This is a genomic window from Ulvibacter sp. 2210JD10-4 (assembly GCF_058148525.1).
Genome location: NZ_JBYVJZ010000005.1, coordinates 12332 through 30844 on the forward strand (window position 1 = coordinate 12332; position 18513 = coordinate 30844).

Annotated in this window: 18 protein-coding genes; 11 read left to right on the top strand and 7 right to left on the bottom strand. The window is 37.0% G+C overall.

The genetic code is table 11. The features are described from left to right. Positions 1–43: 43 nt before the first annotated feature. From ACY2RT_RS11935 to asnB, 4 genes are all read left to right on the top strand, one after another. A complete protein-coding gene (locus ACY2RT_RS11935; RefSeq protein WP_490156148.1) occupies positions 44–1654 on the top strand; it encodes a hypothetical protein in 1611 nt (536 codons plus the stop codon). A 22-nt stretch (positions 1655–1676) separates the two neighbouring features. Next, the gene (locus tag ACY2RT_RS11940) at positions 1677–2429 is read left to right on the top strand and encodes a hypothetical protein (protein WP_490156149.1); all 753 of its coding nucleotides are present in this window, start codon (positions 1677–1679) and stop codon (positions 2427–2429) included. Between the two features lie 152 nt (positions 2430–2581). Next, entirely contained in the window at positions 2582–4996 is a 2415-nt protein-coding gene (locus ACY2RT_RS11945; protein ID WP_490156150.1) for an alpha-ketoacid dehydrogenase subunit alpha/beta, read from the top strand. Positions 4997–5277: 281 nt separating this feature from the next. Further along, positions 5278–6942: an asparagine synthase B gene (asnB, locus tag ACY2RT_RS11950; protein WP_490156151.1), complete on the top strand. Its 1665-nt coding sequence runs from the start codon at positions 5278–5280 to the stop codon at positions 6940–6942. Between the two features lie 71 nt (positions 6943–7013). Here asnB and ACY2RT_RS11955 read toward each other — a convergent pair whose 3' ends face one another. Beyond that, a complete protein-coding gene (locus ACY2RT_RS11955; protein ID WP_490156152.1) occupies positions 7014–7529 on the bottom strand; it encodes a hypothetical protein in 516 nt (171 codons plus the stop codon). Then, on the bottom strand, positions 7517–8356 hold the full coding sequence (locus ACY2RT_RS11960; RefSeq protein WP_490156153.1) for a 1,4-dihydroxy-2-naphthoyl-CoA synthase: 840 nt from the start codon (positions 8354–8356) through the stop codon (positions 7517–7519). Before ACY2RT_RS11960 ends, ACY2RT_RS11955 begins: the two co-directional genes overlap by 13 nt. A gap of 30 nt (positions 8357–8386) precedes the next feature. On the opposite strand from ACY2RT_RS11960, the gene ACY2RT_RS11965 reads away from it, so the two are divergent. Continuing rightward, on the top strand, positions 8387–9505 hold the full coding sequence (locus ACY2RT_RS11965) for a C1 family peptidase (RefSeq protein WP_490156154.1): 1119 nt from the start codon (positions 8387–8389) through the stop codon (positions 9503–9505). Positions 9506–9549: 44 nt separating this feature from the next. Then, entirely contained in the window at positions 9550–9999 is a 450-nt protein-coding gene (locus ACY2RT_RS11970) for a hypothetical protein (RefSeq protein ID WP_490156155.1), read from the top strand. Here ACY2RT_RS11970 and ACY2RT_RS11975 read toward each other — a convergent pair. After that, positions 9996–10829: a CvfB family protein gene (locus tag ACY2RT_RS11975; RefSeq protein ID WP_490156156.1), complete on the bottom strand. Its 834-nt coding sequence runs from the start codon at positions 10827–10829 to the stop codon at positions 9996–9998. The genes ACY2RT_RS11970 and ACY2RT_RS11975 overlap by 4 nt on opposite strands. 85 nt (positions 10830–10914) lie before the next feature. Here ACY2RT_RS11975 and ACY2RT_RS11980 point away from each other — a divergent pair, with 85 nt between their 5' ends. Next, entirely contained in the window at positions 10915–11328 is a 414-nt protein-coding gene (locus ACY2RT_RS11980) for a hypothetical protein (RefSeq protein ID WP_490156157.1), read from the top strand. Between the two features lies 1 nt (position 11329). On the opposite strand, the gene menD is transcribed toward ACY2RT_RS11980, so the two are convergent. From menD to ACY2RT_RS11995, 3 genes are read right to left on the bottom strand one after another with little or no spacing between them, the layout of a single operon-like run. Continuing rightward, complete coding sequence (gene menD, locus ACY2RT_RS11985; protein ID WP_490156158.1) at positions 11330–12994, bottom strand: 2-succinyl-5-enolpyruvyl-6-hydroxy-3-cyclohexene-1-carboxylic-acid synthase; 1665 nt, start codon at positions 12992–12994, stop codon at positions 11330–11332. A 32-nt stretch (positions 12995–13026) separates the two neighbouring features. Further along, positions 13027–14094: an isochorismate synthase gene (locus ACY2RT_RS11990; RefSeq protein WP_490156159.1), complete on the bottom strand. Its 1068-nt coding sequence runs from the start codon at positions 14092–14094 to the stop codon at positions 13027–13029. 5 nt (positions 14095–14099) lie between these two features. Next, entirely contained in the window at positions 14100–14519 is a 420-nt protein-coding gene (locus tag ACY2RT_RS11995) for a PaaI family thioesterase (RefSeq protein ID WP_490156160.1), read from the bottom strand. A gap of 43 nt (positions 14520–14562) precedes the next feature. Here ACY2RT_RS11995 and ACY2RT_RS12000 point away from each other — a divergent pair, with 43 nt between their 5' ends. Together ACY2RT_RS12000 and ACY2RT_RS12005 are read left to right on the top strand one after the other, a co-directional pair. Beyond that, on the top strand, positions 14563–15210 hold the full coding sequence (locus ACY2RT_RS12000; protein ID WP_490156161.1) for an alpha/beta hydrolase: 648 nt from the start codon (positions 14563–14565) through the stop codon (positions 15208–15210). A gap of 91 nt (positions 15211–15301) precedes the next feature. Further along, positions 15302–16012: a leucine-rich repeat domain-containing protein gene (locus tag ACY2RT_RS12005; RefSeq protein WP_490156162.1), complete on the top strand. Its 711-nt coding sequence runs from the start codon at positions 15302–15304 to the stop codon at positions 16010–16012. A 322-nt stretch (positions 16013–16334) separates the two neighbouring features. Here ACY2RT_RS12005 and ACY2RT_RS12010 read toward each other — a convergent pair whose 3' ends face one another. Beyond that, positions 16335–17189 carry a bile acid:sodium symporter family protein gene (locus tag ACY2RT_RS12010; RefSeq protein WP_490156163.1) on the bottom strand — a complete coding sequence of 285 codons (855 nt, stop codon included), beginning with the start codon at positions 17187–17189 and terminating at the stop codon, positions 16335–16337. Between the two features lie 137 nt (positions 17190–17326). On the opposite strand from ACY2RT_RS12010, the gene ACY2RT_RS12015 reads away from it, so the two are divergent. Both ACY2RT_RS12015 and ACY2RT_RS12020 read left to right on the top strand, forming a co-directional pair. Further along, the gene (locus ACY2RT_RS12015; RefSeq protein ID WP_490156164.1) at positions 17327–17707 is read left to right on the top strand and encodes a hypothetical protein; all 381 of its coding nucleotides are present in this window, start codon (positions 17327–17329) and stop codon (positions 17705–17707) included. A gap of 114 nt (positions 17708–17821) precedes the next feature. After that, positions 17822–18013 (top strand): cold-shock protein, encoded by a 192-nt coding sequence (locus ACY2RT_RS12020; protein WP_490156165.1) that lies wholly within the window; start codon positions 17822–17824, stop codon positions 18011–18013. The last annotated feature ends 500 nt before the right edge of the window (positions 18014–18513 follow it).

The window sequence follows — 18513 nt, forward strand, 5'->3', positions numbered from 1 at the left end:
CATAGCTTTGTTTAAATGAATTTTTCAATTAAATAGACAAACTATGAAACCAAAAAAGAAATTTAAGTATCTATGTTACCTGAGTACAGCATTGCTTATAATAAGCTGCTCTAAGCCGGTACTCACAGATATTGAGCCTTCAACTGCATATCCAAGGCAAATTCTCAGTACAGAGGGAAGCAATCAATTCCTTTCAAGTGTTGTTTGGGATAACAATTTGAGTTCTGAAACTACACTGAAAACAAATTTTTTGTCTTCCAGATATTTTCAGCTTCCGGATGTGGCAAGTACAGGAAATCACCCTGTAGTTTTAAAAAATGGTCATGGAAAATCTGTAAATGAGGTCAATGTATCTGTTCTTTCCCCTTCCGGGGCCTGGCCGGCACCAAGAATCGAAGATATAGGTATTAACAATGTGATTAATGCCACACCTTCCGATGCAGATTTTTATATAGCAGTCTCAGCAGCAAATGCCGATGCCGATGCTGTTATACAAGTTGGAGGGGTTGACATCACAACAATCTTTGTGTCTGCAATTCCATCAGACTTTTTAGAAAATCACGTTCCCGCTACCTATGGATATCCAATATATCACTATACATTATTGGTGGGAATACTGGAGAATCAAGCATGGAATAGTACAATTCAAGTAACGGTAAAAAATCATGATGCAGCAACATCACCTTCAAAACAGTATAACTTTGCAACATCACTGGCTACTTTAGATAGTGATAATGACGGTTTATTGGATGAATGGGAAAAAAATGGTTATACTGTTGGAGGTACAACTATCGATCTAAAAGCAATGGGTTGTGATCCTAAACGAAAAGATGTATTGGTAGAAGTAGATTGGATTTCCGCGGCAGCACCAAATGGTACTATCTGGGCTACTATTGAAGATGTCTTTGAAGAAGCCCCCATACTAAATCCGGATGGAAGTAGCGGTATTTCATTACATCTGGACAGAGGACAAGGAGGAGCATTTACCAATGGAGGAACCGTCTTGACCAATCATACTACTATGGATTTTGGCTCAAGCACCACTCCGGGTTATGTAGATTTTTATACTTATAAGAATAATAGCGCAAACTTTGACCCTAACAGAAAGGATATTTTTCACTATGGTATCTTTGGGCGTGCAAGGCCAAATGGCAGTTCGGGGCGAGGAGAGGTTTTTGGAAATGATTTCATGATAACTTTCTTTAATTTTACAGGCGCAAATGCCTTCTCTATTGCAAGAAATCAAATAGGAACTTTTGTACATGAATTTGGACACAATATTAACCTCTGTCACGGAGGAGCGTGTGTAACACCTACAGATTGGAACGAAACCTTTAAAGTAAATCAACCTTCCAGTATGAACTACAGATATCAATTTCCTGCCGTGTCTAATGATTGTGACCTGACTTCAGATAACGTATTTGGATTCTCTCAGGGAATGTTGGCGACACTCAATGAAACCAATATCAATGAAGCAAATGGCATTTGTGATAATAATGCACTGGATTTTAATGGTAATGGTGTCACCAATAATATTGGTGCCATTAACTTAAATGGTGATGGAAACACAACCGATATATCGATAGATTATAACGAATGGGGTTCCATTAGGTTAGATTTCACAGCTACAGACAGTTCTTGGAATAATAATTGATAATTAATTTAAAGATTTTAAAATGAAAAATATATATAAAATAACGTTCATCCTCTTCTGTACATTACTACAAACAGTAGTAGTGGCACAAGACAACAGAGAGATATTTGAAGGGAAAGTAAATGAAGCTCCATTGAATTCTGTTTTAAAAGCAGTTACCTATAATGGAGATGACAAACCCGGTGAACAAACTATTAGCTCAGATGTTTTTGATATGAATGTTTTTAATGCTGAAAATAAAACATTTGTAGGCACTAAAACTTTTGAAGGATACCTGTCTTATATTAAAGAAGGGCTGCTTCAGTTAACTACTTCTCAAGAGGAAACCATGTTTATTTCGTATGCATTTCCCAGAGATAATAAACTTGATCAAGAGTTTGTCATAAAAGATGCTGTGCTAAAAGTGAGCAATTTAAGTGATCCCGGAAGCTCTATTAAAGAAATCGTATTAAGAAATCCGGAATCCCTCGAAATTGCTTTTCTATGGAAATCATTACATGAACCTATAGCATTTGAGTCTTCGGAAAGTATTTTATTGTTTCAGGATGGTCTGGATATGGAAAAAGTAGAAAAAGGATATCATCCTGCTGTATTAAACTTGAAAGCAGGAGGTGAAACCATTCCGCTAAAAGCAGGAGAATCAAAGACCTTTAACCACAATGGACAAGAGTATACCTGTTATGTTCAGGAAAGTACCTTCCTTAAAGGAGAAGATGATGGTGGCTGTAACGGTTCATCTTATATTCTGAGGGCATTTATTATCAAAAAGCAATAGCTTAGTTAAAAATTACCATTAAAAAAAAGCCTTAGCAAATTTTGCTAAGGCTTTTTTGGTATTTGTTTTTTAAAATTGAAAATATGTCTGCCTATTCAAATTGTAAAACACGTGCTTTTTCGCTACTTTTGTAGCCCTAACTAAAAACGAAGATGCAGACAAACCCACAGACAAATAACAAACTTTCTTTTGACGATTTTAAAGCCGAAGTCTTAAATGACTATAAAATTGCAGTGACAAGTCGGGAATGTAGTTTGTTAGGACGTCGGGAAGTCTTAACCGGAAAAGCAAAATTCGGAATTTTTGGCGATGGAAAAGAAGTGCCACAACTTGCCTGGGCAAAAGCTTTTAAAAATGGTGATTGGCGGAGCGGTTATTATCGTGATCAAACTTTAATGATGGCAATTGGGAAATTGACCATTCAACAATTCTTCGCAGGATTGTATGCTCACACTAATATTGAAGCAGACCCTATGAGTGCCGGACGCCAAATGGGCGGCCACTTTGCCACACACAGTTTGAATGATGATGGAAGTTGGAAAAACCTCACTATACAACAAAATAGTAGCTCAGACATCTCTCCTACTGCCGGGCAAATGCCTCGATTATTAGGTTTGGCACAAGCATCCAAGATCTTTAGAAATATAAAAGGCATCAATAATAAAACTAACTTCTCCATAAATGGTAATGAAGTAGCCTGGGGAACCATTGGTAATGCCAGTACCAGCGAAGGCTTGTTTTGGGAAACTATCAACGCTGCAGGTGTCTTGCAAGTACCCATGGTAATGAGTGTCTGGGATGATGACTACGGTATTTCGGTACATGCTCGTCATCAAACCACAAAAGAGAATATTTCCGAAATTCTGAAAGGTTTTCAACGAACCGAAGAAGAAAACGGCTATGAGATCATTCGTGTGAATGGTTGGGATTACCCAGCCTTGATTGAAGCTTACCAAAAAGCAGGTGTTATAGCACGTGAAGAACACGTTCCTGTTCTAATTCATGTACAGCAACTCACACAACCGCAGGGACATTCTACCAGTGGCTCTCACGAACGTTACAAAAGTGATGAACGCCTGCAATGGGAGCGTGAGTATGATTGCAACCTAAAGATGCGTGAATGGATGATCGCCAATAATATAGCAACAGATGAGGCGCTTTCTGAAATCGAGAAAAATATTAAAAAACAAGTAAGAGGTGGAAAAAAAGCAGCCTGGGAGGCATTTTTAGCACCTCAGAAGCAGGAACAGCAAGAAGCCGTAACCTTATTAAACAATTTAGCGGAAAGCAGCCCGAACAAAAATTTTATTGAAAAAATAAAAAATGACCTGGCTTCAGAAAAAGAACCGCTACGTCAAAATATAGCTGCTGCCACTCGTAAAGCCTTACGTTATGTAGTGGGGGAAGATTCCGCAGAAAAAGGGCAATTACTGGATTGGATCAAAAATTATTTCGAAATTATTCAGCCAAAATACAGTTCTGACCTCTATTCTGAAGCTGAAAATAATGCAACCGGCGTTGCCGAAATACTGCCAACTTATGATGATAATGCTGAAACAGTAGACGGGCGTTTGGTCTTACGTGACAATTTTGATGTATTGTTTGACAAACACCCGGAAGTATTGATATTTGGTGAAGATGCAGGGAAAATTGGCGATGTAAACCAGGGGCTGGAAGGAATGCAGCAAAAATTTGGGGAATTAAGAGTTAGCGATAGCGGAATACGGGAAGCTACCATTTTAGGACAGGGAATTGGGATGGCAATGCGTGGGCTCCGCCCTATTGCTGAAATTCAATACCTGGATTACATATTATATTGCCTGCAGATAATGAGTGATGATCTGGCAACAGTACGTTACCGTACCAAGGGAAAACAAAAAGCTCCACTTATTGTACGTACGCGAGGCCATCGTTTGGAAGGTATTTGGCACAGTGGTTCACAAATGGGTGGCCTGGTACATTTACTTCGTGGAATCTATATCCTTGTACCTCGAAATATGACCAAAGCCGCAGGTTTTTATAATACATTGCTGGAATCTGACGAACCTGCATTGATCGTGGAATGCCTAAACGGGTATCGTTTAAAAGAACAAATGCCAACCAATTTAGGAGAATTCAGAACGCCTATCGGTCTTGTTGAAACTGTAAAAGAAGGAACCGATATTACACTCGTTTCCTATGGAAGCACTTTACGAATTGTACAAGAAGCTGCAAAAGAATTGCAACAGGTTGGTATTGATCCTGAAATAATTGACATACAATCGCTTATACCACTTGATTTAAATAAAGACTTAATAAAAAGTGTTGCAAAAACAAATCGTTTATTAGTGATCGACGAAGATGTTCCGGGAGGTGCTTCTGCTTATATTATGCAGCATATCGTGGATACGCAGAACGGTTACAAACATCTGGATAGCAAACCACAAACGCTTTCTGCCAAAGCACACCGCCCTGCCTATGGAACAGATGGGGATTATTTTTCGAAACCTTCAGCCGAAGATATTTTCGAAAAGGTATATGAAATCATGCACGAAGCTAATCCAACTAATTACCCAAAGTTGAGATAATTCTAAAAAAAGTAAACAGAAAGTTTCTTTTATTCAGAAATAATCAGATATTTGAACCAGTAAACAAAAACAAACAAGTGTTACATTTCAATTTAAATAATAATAATAACGGGATGCCTTAACAAAAACTTGTCGAGATATATAAGCCTGTCAAGTTTTTTAATTTGACAGGCTTTTTTGTTTTTACAAAAAACACTTTGCTCAAACTTTAGTACGGGCGGGTAAACTTAAAAAGATCATTAATAAAATTCTGCTGCTGCAGAATATATAAAACTAAAACTATGTGCGGAATTGTATGCGCCTTCCAACTTAAAGAGTCATCAGAAAAACTACGTCCACAAATTTTGGAAATGGCCAAATGTATTCGACATCGGGGCCCGGACTGGAGTGGAATCTTTAACAATAGCAAAGCTATCTTAGCCCATGAGCGTCTGGCGATCGTAGACCCAACCTCAGGAAAACAGCCCTTGTTCTCTGAAGACAATAATCTGGTATTGGCTGCCAATGGTGAAATCTACAATCATCAGGAACTACGTAAACAATTTGAAGGACAGTATAATTTCCAGACAAAAAGTGATTGTGAAGTTATCCTGGCCTTATACAAAGAAAAAGGAAATACGTTTTTGGATGAATTGAACGGTATCTTTGGATTTGCCCTATACAATGTTGAAAAAGATGCGTATTTGATTGCACGTGACCATATGGGTATTATTCCATTGTATATAGGCTGGGATCAGAATGGAACTTTTTATGTGGCTTCAGAATTAAAAGCACTGGAAGGTGTTTGTACCAAAATTGAACTCTTTCCTCCCGGGTATTATTTAGACAGCAACGAAGGAGAGTTAAAGCCTTGGTATACACGTGACTGGATGGAATATGAGGCGGTAAAAGAAAATGAGACCAGTATTGCTGAACTTCGGGAAGCACTGGATGCTGCTGTGCATCGCCAATTGATGAGTGATGTCCCTTACGGAGTATTACTGTCTGGTGGTTTAGACTCTTCCATCACTTCGGCATTAGCAAAAAAATATGCTGACAAACGTATTGAAAGTGGTGATACCGATTCGGCCTGGTGGCCACAGCTCCACTCTTTTGCAATTGGACTGGAGAGCTCTCCAGATCTGGAAGCTGCAAAAAAAGTAGCCGATCATCTTGATACGGTTCATCATGAGATAAAGTTTACCATTCAGGAAGGAATTGATGCAATCCGGGATGTAATCTATCATCTGGAAACCTATGATATTACAACTATCCGCGCTTCCACTCCTATGTATTTAATGGCCCGTGCCATTAAAGCGATGGGAATAAAAATGGTGCTTTCCGGTGAAGGAAGTGATGAGATCTTTGGAGGATATCTGTACTTCCATAAAGCGCCCAGTGCTGAAGACTTTCATAATGAAACTGTTCGAAAACTGGAAAAATTACATCAATACGATTGCCTGCGCGCCAATAAATCATTGGCTGCCTGGGGAATTGAAGGCCGCGTACCTTTCCTGGACAAGGAATTTATGGATGTGGCCATGCGCATTAACCCCCAAGATAAGATGATCAATGGAGAGCGTATGGAAAAATGGGTGTTACGCAAAGCTTTTGAAGACATGCTTCCGGAAAGTGTAGCATGGCGCCAAAAAGAACAATTTAGCGATGGTGTAGGCTATAACTGGATCGATACCTTAAAAGAAATGGTGAATGAGGCCATAACAGATGAGCAAATGGCAAATGCACAGTACCGTTTTCCTATACAAACACCTACCAGTAAAGAAGAGTTTTATTATCGCTCTATTTTTGAAGAGCACTACCCCAGCGATACTGCTGCTTTAAGCGTACCGTCTGTTCCTTCGGTAGCTTGCAGTAGTCCGGTAGCTTTAGAATGGGATGAAAGTTTTAAGAATATGAACGACCCAAGCGGGCGTGCCGTTGCAAATGTACATGATGATGCTTATTAAAGATAAGCTGTTGTTCAACTCCTTTGAAGTGAAGAATTTAAAGTAGATTCCTCGTTTTACTTAGAATGACATTATTTCATTATTGGATCCATTTTCGGACTAAGAACAGCAGATTGCCCGTTTAAAAGTTTCCAGCCATCTGTACGTTTAATAAGGGTTCCGGACTCAATGATGGAAACATTGGTTTCAGTTCCTGAAGTATCAACCATTTGGCCTTTGACTATGCCTGTATAACTGCCAACGGTGTTGGAAAGCGGGAATACCTGTAACGTATCCCAATGAAATTTCACAGAACGCAACGACTTTGAATTGGAAGTTAATATTGTTCTAACCGAATCGTAAGCCAAAGCAGTTTCATAACCCGGGGGCACCCAAAAGAAATCGGAAGAATTATCCAGATAATCAAACTCTGCCATTAGGCCTTCTTTATTCATGGCACCATGGTAATCGATAAGCATTTGTTCAATTTCGGATGCAACTCTTTCTTTATTAAAAGCTTCCGGTTCTTTAACCTCTTTACAGGAACAGATCATTAACAATACAAATACGCAAATAAGTCTTTCCATTTTATTTTTTATGGCAGCCATTTTTTATCGAAGTTAGGTTTGCGCTTTTCAAGAAAAGCATCACGCCCTTCTTTGGCTTCATCGGTCATATACGCTAAACGGGTAGCTTCTCCTGCAAACACCTGTTGGCCCACCATGCCATCGTCTGTAAGGTTCATGGCAAATTTGAGCATCTTTATAGATGTTGGAGACTTTGCTAATATTTCCTGTGCCCATTCATAAGCAGTTTGTTCGAGGTCATGATGAGATACAACAGCATTGACCATTCCCATCTCAAAAGCTTCTTGAGCGTTGTAATTTCTTCCGAGGAAAAAAATCTCCCTTGCCCGTTTCTGCCCCACCATTTTGGCAAGATAAGCACTTCCGTAGCCACCGTCGAAACTGGTCACATCTGCATCGGTTTGTTTGAAGATCGCATGTTCTTTACTCGCGAGAGTCATATCACAAACCACATGTAAGCTGTGCCCTCCTCCTACTGCCCAGCCCGGTACAACAGCAATTACAGCCTTTGGCATAAAACGGATCAATCGCTGTACATCAAGAATGTTTAAGCGGTGGTACCCGTCTTCTCCTACATAACCCTGATGTCCTCGGGCCTTTTGATCACCTCCGCTACAAAAACTATATACACCATCTTTGGATGAAGGGCCTTCGGCAGACAATAATACCACGCCTATGCTGGTATCTTCCTGTGCATCGTGAAAGGCATCCAGTAATTCTGAAGTGGTCTTAGGACGAAATGCATTGCGAACATCCGGCCTGTTAAAAGCAATTCTGGCTACGCCATCACATTTTTTATAGGTGATATCCGAATATTCTTTCGCCGTTTTCCAGTTAGGTGTGCTCATATTTTTTATTTTAGCGTAAAGATAAAAATTATGCGCTACTTACTCTTCATTTTTGCACTTGCTTTTACCGCTACATTAAACGCACAAGAGCCTTATCAGTTTACTGAAGTTATTGACCTCGAAGCTACTCCGGTTATTAGCCAGGGAAGAACGGGAACCTGCTGGAGTTTCTCTACTTCTTCTTTTTTGGAATCAGAAATTATCCGTTTGACCGGCAAACAGATAGACCTTTCAGAAATGTATACCGTACGAAATACTTATCCTAAAAAGGCCGAAAATTTTGTGATGCGCCAGGGAAAAGCACAGTTTAGTGAAGGTGGGCTTGCACATGATGTGATCAACTCGGTACAAGACTATGGATTGGTTCCCTATGGAGCTTATAGTGGATTGTTTGCAGAACAATCCACTCATAATCATGCCGAACTGGTAGCTGTGTTAACTTCCATGTTAGAGACCTATATTGATAATCCGGGAAGAAAGTTGAGTAAAAACTGGAAAAAGGCTGTAGATGCTGTTCTAAATGTTTATTTGGGTGCTAATCCCAAGACATTTACCTACGAAGGGAAACAATATACACCGAAGTCTTTTTTAGAAATGACAAAAATTAGCCCTACAGATTATGTGACCATTACCTCTTTTTCACATGCACCTTACTACTCTGAATTTATTCTGAATATACCAGACAACTGGAGCTACGGAAGTATGTACAATGTACCTTTAGACGAAATGATGGAAACTATTGATTATGCACTTCAGAATGGGTTCACAATAGAATTGGACTGTGATGTAAGTGAACGTACCTTTTCTTCAAAAGACGGTGTTGCAATAATTCCGAAGGATTCAAAAAACAATGTCAAAGCATTACAGGGAGTATACCCGGAAAAGAATATCTCTCAGGAATATCGCCAGGATGAGTTTGAGAACTATACTACGACAGATGATCATTTAATGCACATTACCGGTGTTTTACGCGACCAGAACGGTACAAAATATTATAAAGTAAAGAACAGCTGGGGAACAGATGAAAGCCGAACTGCCAATGGTGGGTATGTATATTTTAGTGAAGCTTATATGCGCCTAAAGACCATTAGTGTTATGGTGCATAAGGACGCCGTTCCCAAATCCACATCGAAAAAGTTAAACTTTTAAAAAATAAAATTCGTTTCGGCTCCATTTTTGATACATTTGATTTTATGAAAAGAGGAGTGTTTCTTTTATTATTATTTCCATTGCTTGTCAATGCGCAATATGATTTTGATACACGTTATTATACGATTACTTCTGAATCACTCCCGGAAATAGAGGAACTTACTTCGGCTTCATTTTCATTAGAAAAAGGCCCGTCTATTACCAAAAAATTGAAAACCTTTCAAATGAATGCTGAAAATTACCGCGAACCGGTTGATATGGTAACGGTCGTAAATGAAAACCAAAAATTTATTCAACGCAAAGTAGATATTGCTCCATTGCAAGAACAGCTCTTTGGTTTAAGTGACGGAAATAAAACATATCAGGCCGATGGTGCTACTGGTGTTAAGAATATAGCTTACAAAGAAGTTCGCGGTTTGAATATACTGGATCCTTGTCCTCCGGTAGGCATTTGTTCGCGTTGTGCACCTTATCGAGTTGGAAGAGGGTATTAATTTAGCAACTCGATCCCATCCTCTTTAATTACAATCTGTTTTTCTTTATAGAGAGTTCCAATGGCTTTTTTGAAGCTTTTTTTACTCATTCCTAATTCATTTTTAATGGTTTCGGGATCTGTCTTATCATGAACAGGTAAAAACCCTCCTGCAGCTTTTAACTCATCTAAAATGAAATTAGCATTGGGTTCTATGCTTCGGTAGCCAGGAGATTGTAATACGACATCGATCTTTTTATCATCTCGTACTTTTTTAATAAAGGCTTTCAATCTGTCACCGCTGCGAATGTCTTCAAAGATGTCATCTATATAAATAAGCCCTTTATGTTTTCCATTGATGATCACATTCGCTCCTTTTTCTGTAAGATGTGTTACCAAAACATCAACCTCATCAAATTTTGCGACCGTAACATTTTCATTATTGACAAAGCGATTTGTCTTACTGGAACCTACCAGACGGTTGGTTATTTCATCCAGATACAAATACACTATATACCAATTACCTACTTTCATAGGGCGTGCCTGTTCCTTAAAAGGAACAAATAATTGCTTCTCCAGTCCCCAATCCATAAAAGCTCCATATTTATTCACATCGCTGCAATGCAAATACCCGAAGGTATTGAGTGTTAAAAATGGCTCTAAAGTTGTTGAAATGGGTCGTTCTTCGTTATCGAGGTATACAAAAACCCTAATTTCATCACCTATTTCAAAATTTTCAGGTTTGTATTTATGTGGTAAAAGTATTTCTGCGCCTTCATCATCACCCAGATACAAGCCGGGATCTGTCTCACGGAGAATTGTAAGTATGTTATATTCACCTAGTTGAATCATAGCTGCAAAGATACAGTTTCCAACGTGATAAAATGCTTAAAAAAAACTTGAAAAATATCAAACTTATTTATTAATTTCACAATCGATGAAAGTAAAATCTCCCCACGATTTCCCTGATTCAGCTACGTTATATAACGTCCTCGAAACTAAGATCGGAAATGTATATTTTTATGAAAACATTGTTATAGTTGAAGCTTTTGAAGGAGTTACATTATCTTATCAAACAGCATTTTCAATTCTTGTAAAAGGCTTACAAAGCCTAAGAGCAAAGCAATGGGTCTATATTGCGAACCGGATTAATTCGTATTCGGTTAACCCTAACGATTATAAATACCTGGAGAAAATACCAACTCTTAAAGGTATTGCCATAGTAACTCCTAATGAGATTGGAAAAAAGAACGCGGCTCTTGAAGCTAATTTTTTTAATAAACCCTTTAACATTGTTGATGATATCCCTTCTGCTTATAACTGGGCAAAAACTATTTTGGATAACAGATAACCTATTGTATACTTTTAAAATAATCTAAAAGAACAACATCATTCACTTTTGAAGGAGTAAAAACTTCCAATAGTTTAGGAACGGTAGCATCATTAAAGAATAGGTCCAATCCTTTTTGCAGGTCAGCTTCATTTTTTGCTGAACTATACTCAAATCCATACATAGTACACAATTGAGCTGCCGAAAATTGGTGCTCTGTTTCAAAATAAGTAGTGAAGTGTTCTGTGTTCTTTGCTCCGGGCAAGATCCTGAAGATTCCTCCCCCACTGTTATTGATTACAATAATTCTAAAATTTTTAGGAATATAATCGTTCCATAGTGCATTACTGTCATAGAAAAAGCTAAGGTCACCGGTGATATAAACTACAGGCTCTTCTGAAATGGATGCAGCACCAACGGCTGTACTTGTACTTCCGTCAATTCCACTTGTTCCCCGATTGCAAAAAACCTGTACCGAAGCATCTATACTAAATAGTTGTGCATATCGAATCGTTGCACTGTTACTCAACTGTAATTGAACCTCTTTTGGAAGCTTTTTAAAGATGGCTGAAAAAACTTTGAAGTCGGAAAAAGGAATCTTTTCTTCGTATTTTTTATGCTCTGATAAGCGATGTTCTTTCACGGTAAGCCAATCGTTTCTGTAAGTACCATCCACTATCTGTACTGCCGAAAGAAAGTGCTTAAAGAATATATTGGGAGTTGTTTTAAAATGATGTTTTAGGACAAAATAGGTGTCAAATGCCTTTTTTTCATCTACGTGCCAATGTAAGTCCGGTGAATACGATCGCAAAAAGGCTTTGATCTTTTTAGAAACTACCATTCCGCCAAAGGTCAATAATATTTCCGGCTTCAATTTCTCAAAACCTGCTGCATCTAAAGGAGCGATCAATTGGTCTATTGCAGGAAAAAAGTTCTCATGATGTAAATTGGAGGTGGTTTCTGTAAAAACCATAACACTTTTATCTTCAGCCAAGGCTTCAATATATTTCTTTTCGATACTATCCGGCTGGAGTACTCCAACCAAGATCATCTTTTTAGTGCTAGCATTCCATTTCTTGATGAAGGGCTCTAAATTTTCAGAAAAAAAAGTAGAAATTGACCGTGCAGTGACATGTTGCGGACGTACCTGCAAATCATTTACTGTTTCATATAATGGTTCAGAAAAAGGAGCATTGATATGAACCGGACCTTTTAATTCTATTGCTGTATTAAGAGCTATATTGATCTGCGTCTCATTAAAAACCTGATGAACATCACCTTCTTTACAATTTGCGCTATACAAAATATGATTGGAAAAAACATTCTCTTGCCGAATGGTCTGACCATCTCCTACATCGACCAATTCCTGAGGTCGGTCTGCAGAAATCACCAATAAGGGAATATCACTGTAAAAAGCCTCGGCAATGGCAGGGTAGTAATTGAGCAATGCAGAACCAGACGTACAAACCAATGCAACCGGTTTTTTGAGTTGTTGCGCTAGTCCCAAAGCAAAAAAAGCGGCACAACGTTCGTCTACAATACTAAAGTTCTTAAATGATGGGTGTTCTGTAAAACCAATTGTGAGAGGTGCATTACGTGACCCGGGAGAAATTACAATATGATCGATCCCTTTGACAAGACATAATTGAGTAATTGTTTGCGAAAGGATTTTCTTAGAGAAATTCATTGATTACAAAGGTACAAAGTAGTAATACAATTTTAAAGCATTGGTTGCAATACCTGCAACATGGTTTGTAATTTATTTTGTGTTTCCTGCCATTCTTCAAAGGTTTTGGATGCAGCTACAACTCCACCCCCAACATATAGACTGGCATTGTTGTCTTTAATTTTCATACAACGCAGATTAACAAAAAGGCTCGAACGTGTATTTTCCCAACAAATCGGGCCAATAAATCCCGTATAATATTCACGGTCATATCCTTCATTCTCCAGTATAAACTCCTTAGCATCTTTTTTTGGTGTACCACACACTGCAGGTGTAGGATGTAATGCTATTGAAATATTCCTCAATGTAGCTTTACCACTCTTTAATATCCCGGTTACATCTGTCCTCAAATGTGCCAGTGAACCGGCTTGCTGTGTGTAGGTTTTGGAAACTTTCAGTATATCTGTCACTTTTTGAAGGCTATTGGTAATTGCCTCAACAACAAATTGCTGTTCTTCAATCTCTTTTTCGTTCCAGTAAATGGGGATTTTTTCAGAAAACTTTCGAGTACCTGCTAAAGCCATCGTACTAAACGAAGTGTTTTCTGTTGTAACTAAAACTTCCGGTGTAGCTCCACACCAAAGGCCAATTTCCGGATGGTACCATATATAGCGAAACGCATTGGGGTACAAACTAAAAATTCTGGAAAACAAGGTTTTAAATTGAAAGTTTTTGATCTTTATATCCTTCTTCCGGGATACAACGATCTTTTTCGTTTTTTTTGAATTTATGGAATCAATTGCTTTGGCTACCAATTGAATGTATTGTTCTTTATCGGTATCGGCTTCTTCAATGAATACTTCATCCATTGGAAAAGATTCAGCTGTCAATTCTGTTTCAATAATCTTACTATGTACTTCAGGAATACAATAGGCAACGTCCTTAAAATCAAAAGGAGCTAAAACCACACTTGTTGTCGTAAAGCTATCCTCGGTATGCAATTGTGAGTCTTTTTGAAGCAAAGTGACAACACTATTGTTTTCGGGTAATGAAAAAGTTACAAACGGGAGTTTCTTGCTATAATGCTCTTCTAAAGTTTTGGTAAGCAGCTTTACATCCATAATCGCTATTTACGTAACGTAAGTGTAGTTAGTTTTACCTGTGATATCAATTCACCTGCTTCATTTGTAATAGGGATATGCCATAATTGTGTTGTCCTGCCTTTATGTAGAATTTTTGCTTTTGCATATACAAATCCATCACGAATGCCTTTTACATGATTCGCAGCAATTTCTATCCCTCTGATTTGCGCATCTTCATCATCCAAAAAAACAAGAGAGCCTGCACTTCCAACACTTTCTGCTAATGCTATCGAAGCACCTCCATGCAATACACCATTAGGTTGATGTACCCTAGCCGTTACAGGCATTCTGGCCACGATAGTGTCATCGGAAATGTCTATAAATTCAATCCCGAGTGTTTCCATCAATGTGTTTTCACACATCAAATTTAAGCGTTCCAGTGTTTCTTTTTTAGAATACTTCATACGATTGATTTACATTTGTAAAAATACAAAACGAACTTAAAACATGGCTCTAGAAAAACAGGTTTCTTTTACTGTTACTAACACATATTCAACACTAAATACACTTACATCAAAAACCAAAAATATTTGGCTGGTTTTTCATGGAATGGGATATTTAAGTCGATATTTTATTGACTTTTTCTCACATCTTAATCCTGAAGAAAATTATATCGTAGCACCACAGGCACCTTCAAAATACTATTATGGAAAAGATTTCAAATATGTAGGAGCATCCTGGTTAACCCGAGAAAACACTCCGGATGAAACCAAAAATGTACTATCTTATGTAGATGCTGTTTTTAAAGCTGAAGACTTTAAAGGTTCTTTTAATTTTATTGTTCTGGGATATTCTCAGGGTGTTTCCATTGCAACACGCTGGATGGCAAGTCGAAAAGTTCAATGTGACCATTTGGTGTTGCATTCCGGAGGTATTCCGGTTGAATTAATTCCGAAGGATTTTTCATACTTAAAACAAAGTGCAAAAGTAACATACCTCTATGGCAATAAAGATGAATATATAACTGAAGCCCGTAAAACTGAAGAGCAACTTAAAGGCACCTCTCTTTTTGGAAGCCGCTTAACAGTAGAAGTTTTTGATGGTATTCATGAAGTTTACAGACCCTTTCTTACAAAATTGACTAAAAATAGTTAATTAACTTGTGCATTTCATCGATTTTTTTTGCATTATAACTTTAAATGTTATTAATTTGAATTGTAATGTAAGAAATTTCACACCCCCGATCATGAAAAAAACACTACTAACCTTAACTTTTTCACTACTCTCTGTAGTGATCTTTGCACAAGTAAGTGCAAAAGAAAAACAAGCACTTTTAGACCTTTACCTTGCTACCAACGGTGAAAATTGGAGCAACGCCTGGGATGTTAATGAACCTGTAGCAAATTGGAAAGGCATTACCGTAGAAAACAACAAGGTAGTTGGTATTAGCCTGCTCTTCAACAATATGGAGGGAGCAGTACCTGCAACATTGAGTAATTTAGAGGCTTTAAAAGTATTAGAGCTTTCTTTTAATAAACTGTCAGGAGTACTTCCGGAAAGTTTAGGTAATTTACAAAACCTTGAAATACTTGCTTTTAATGGAAATAATTTAACTGGTAATATCCCTGCAACACTTGGTAGCTTGTATAATTTAAAGCAGTTACACCTTAGTAGTAATAAATTAAAAGGTACAATTCCGAGTTCTATAGGATATCTAGAAAAGCTAGAGGTATTTAATGTGTTCGACAACAATCTTAATGGTGAATTACCAGTCGGGCTGGCAAGTAACACCAACCTGAAAGAATTAATGGTTGCTGAAAACAATTTAAGGACCAACGAAAATTTTTCAAAGACATTATTATCCAATTCGGGATCTAAAATAAATTTAAATGAACCTATACTGTCACCTAGTGCTAAAAATGTAATTGCCATTGAAACTAGTGATGATGAAAATTAATGCATGATTTAAAGATTAATTATTATTAGAAAAGGCGGCCCATTTTTAGAGTCGCTTTTTTTTATCCAGTTTTTTTATGTTTAAAAATTGACTGGTTAAAAGGTGGATTTTGGTTGTTTGTCGTCAAATTTTCTTAACAAATCGGTGATTTCATCGAAAACACACCATCTATTTGCGGCAAATCATTACCATTTAGCTAAAAAATCTTATATTTCGTCTGACATTTAAAGTAAAATCAGATATAAGGATTAATATTGGTTAATTAATAAGCTTATATTTTGATTAAGAGCGGTTTCTTCTGAAACCGCTCTTTCATATATAATTAATTCTTCCTTTTAGCACTCCAGTAGATGATCATACCTCCGGTTAAAAACATCAACAGACTATAAACTGCCGGAGCTACTGCATAAGATGTGCTGTTTAATAAAATTACGGCTATGGTAATGGCAAGAGTCCCGTTTTGTATTCCAGATTCAATAGCAATAGAGAGTGCTTGCCTTTTATCAATTTTAAACAATTTTGCGGAATAATAACCTACGGCCATTGTAAGTACATTGAGTACTAAAGTAGCCAAACCGGCTTGTTTAAAATAAGGAATAAAGTTTTCTCGTTCTTTAATTACAATACCAATAATAATTAATGCCAGGACTGCTCCTGAAGCTATTCTCACAGGCTTTGACATACGTTCTGCAAAAATGGGTTTTGTATACCGAATAAGCATCCCTATGGCAATAGGAATCACCACAATTACAAATATCTGAGTAATAGTTTCAAAAACATTGAGTTCAATGAGCTGTTCAACTTCCAGAAAATGGTCTAATGCAAAATTGACTATAAAAGGAATCGTAAATATAGTAATTATACTACTCAGTGCAGTCAATGTAACTGAAAGAGCCAGATCTGCTTTCGCTAAAAAAGAAATTAGATTAGAAGTTGGACCTCCGGGACAGGCAACTAGAATCATCACCCCTATTGCAATTTCCGGTTGCATTGGAAACAAAAACGTGACTCCAAAACCAATTAGTGGCAATAAAATTAATTGGTTTATCAATCCTATAACAATAGCTTTGGGATAGAGGATAATACGTCTAAAATCGGCTGTTACCAATGACAATCCCATCCCTAACATGATAACAATAAGGGCTCCTGCTAAAATAAGAGTTGATGCACTATCCATATAAGTAAATAATATTTTTCTTTGGAAAGATAGAACATATTTACGATTTTATTAATCGAAATACTATATATGACCAATATCATATTCCTGTTGCTGCGAAACTCATATTTTTAATATTATCATAAATAGGTAGTATTATGAAAAATATAGAGAATAGTACAAAATGGCTTAGAATTCTTTTAGGGTTATTTTTGATTATCTATGCTATAAATCAGTTTTTTCATTTCTTACCCACCAGTTATGGAGCTATGCCCGAAAATGCCAGGAATTTTATAGATGCAGTCGTCATTTATCTTCCCGCTTTATACATTTTTGAAATTATTATTGGTTTGTTTTTACTTTTTAATAAATGGACAGCTTTCATTTTGATAGTCCTTTTTCCATTATCAATTTCATTCCTTATTTTCAGTTTTTCTAATACAGATATTACCGAAATGTGGCCGGCAATTGTCGTATCAGCAATTAATATTCTACTGGTTTTCTATTATAAGGAGAAATATAAACCTCTTTTTAATTAGAATAATAGATGTGCTTAATGACATTTGATGGATTAAAAAATAGAAGTAATTCATAAAATACTATTCTATGAAATTGAAAAGCAGTATTTTAGTTTTTCACACAAAATTTTTATTATGAGTAATGGTACCGTAAAATTTTTCAACAATGCAAAAGGATTTGGGTTTATTGTCCCTGATGAAGGTGACAAAGATCTATTTGTTCACACCAGCGGATTAGTAGATGAAATCTCCGAAGGAGACAAAGTTAGCTACGATATTGAAGAAGGCCCAAAAGGATTAAATGCGATAAATGTCAAGCGAATGTAATTCGCTTTATCTTCCAGCATTTCGACAAGCCTATCATTAAAGATGGGCTTTTTTATATAATTTGTTACTAGTCTTAAGACACTCGTGGCCTTACCATCAATTATTTCTTCAAAAAAACAGTTGAATCGGATAAAAGGAATTTTCAGAAGCTTAGAACGTATTTAAAAAACAAAAAAGGTCTCTTGGAATCTGTTACAAATTTATTAGAGAAGATGAGAATTCCGGAGCAAGATCTTATAGTAAACAAAAAGATGATTTAAAAAAGAGAACTGAGGGTAAAAAAGATACAACATCTATTCCGGGAGTGAATTTATATCTTGACGAATACACAAGATATGATAGCTTCTATGAAATAATAACCGTTGAAAAAATTCATAAAGAAATCATTCCTGCACTCGATACTTTAATTGCAGAGCAAAATAAATTAATTTCTGAAAGAAAAATGTTATCAGAATTAATCAAGATATTATAAAATGTGAAGAACAAATAGAAATTGCTTT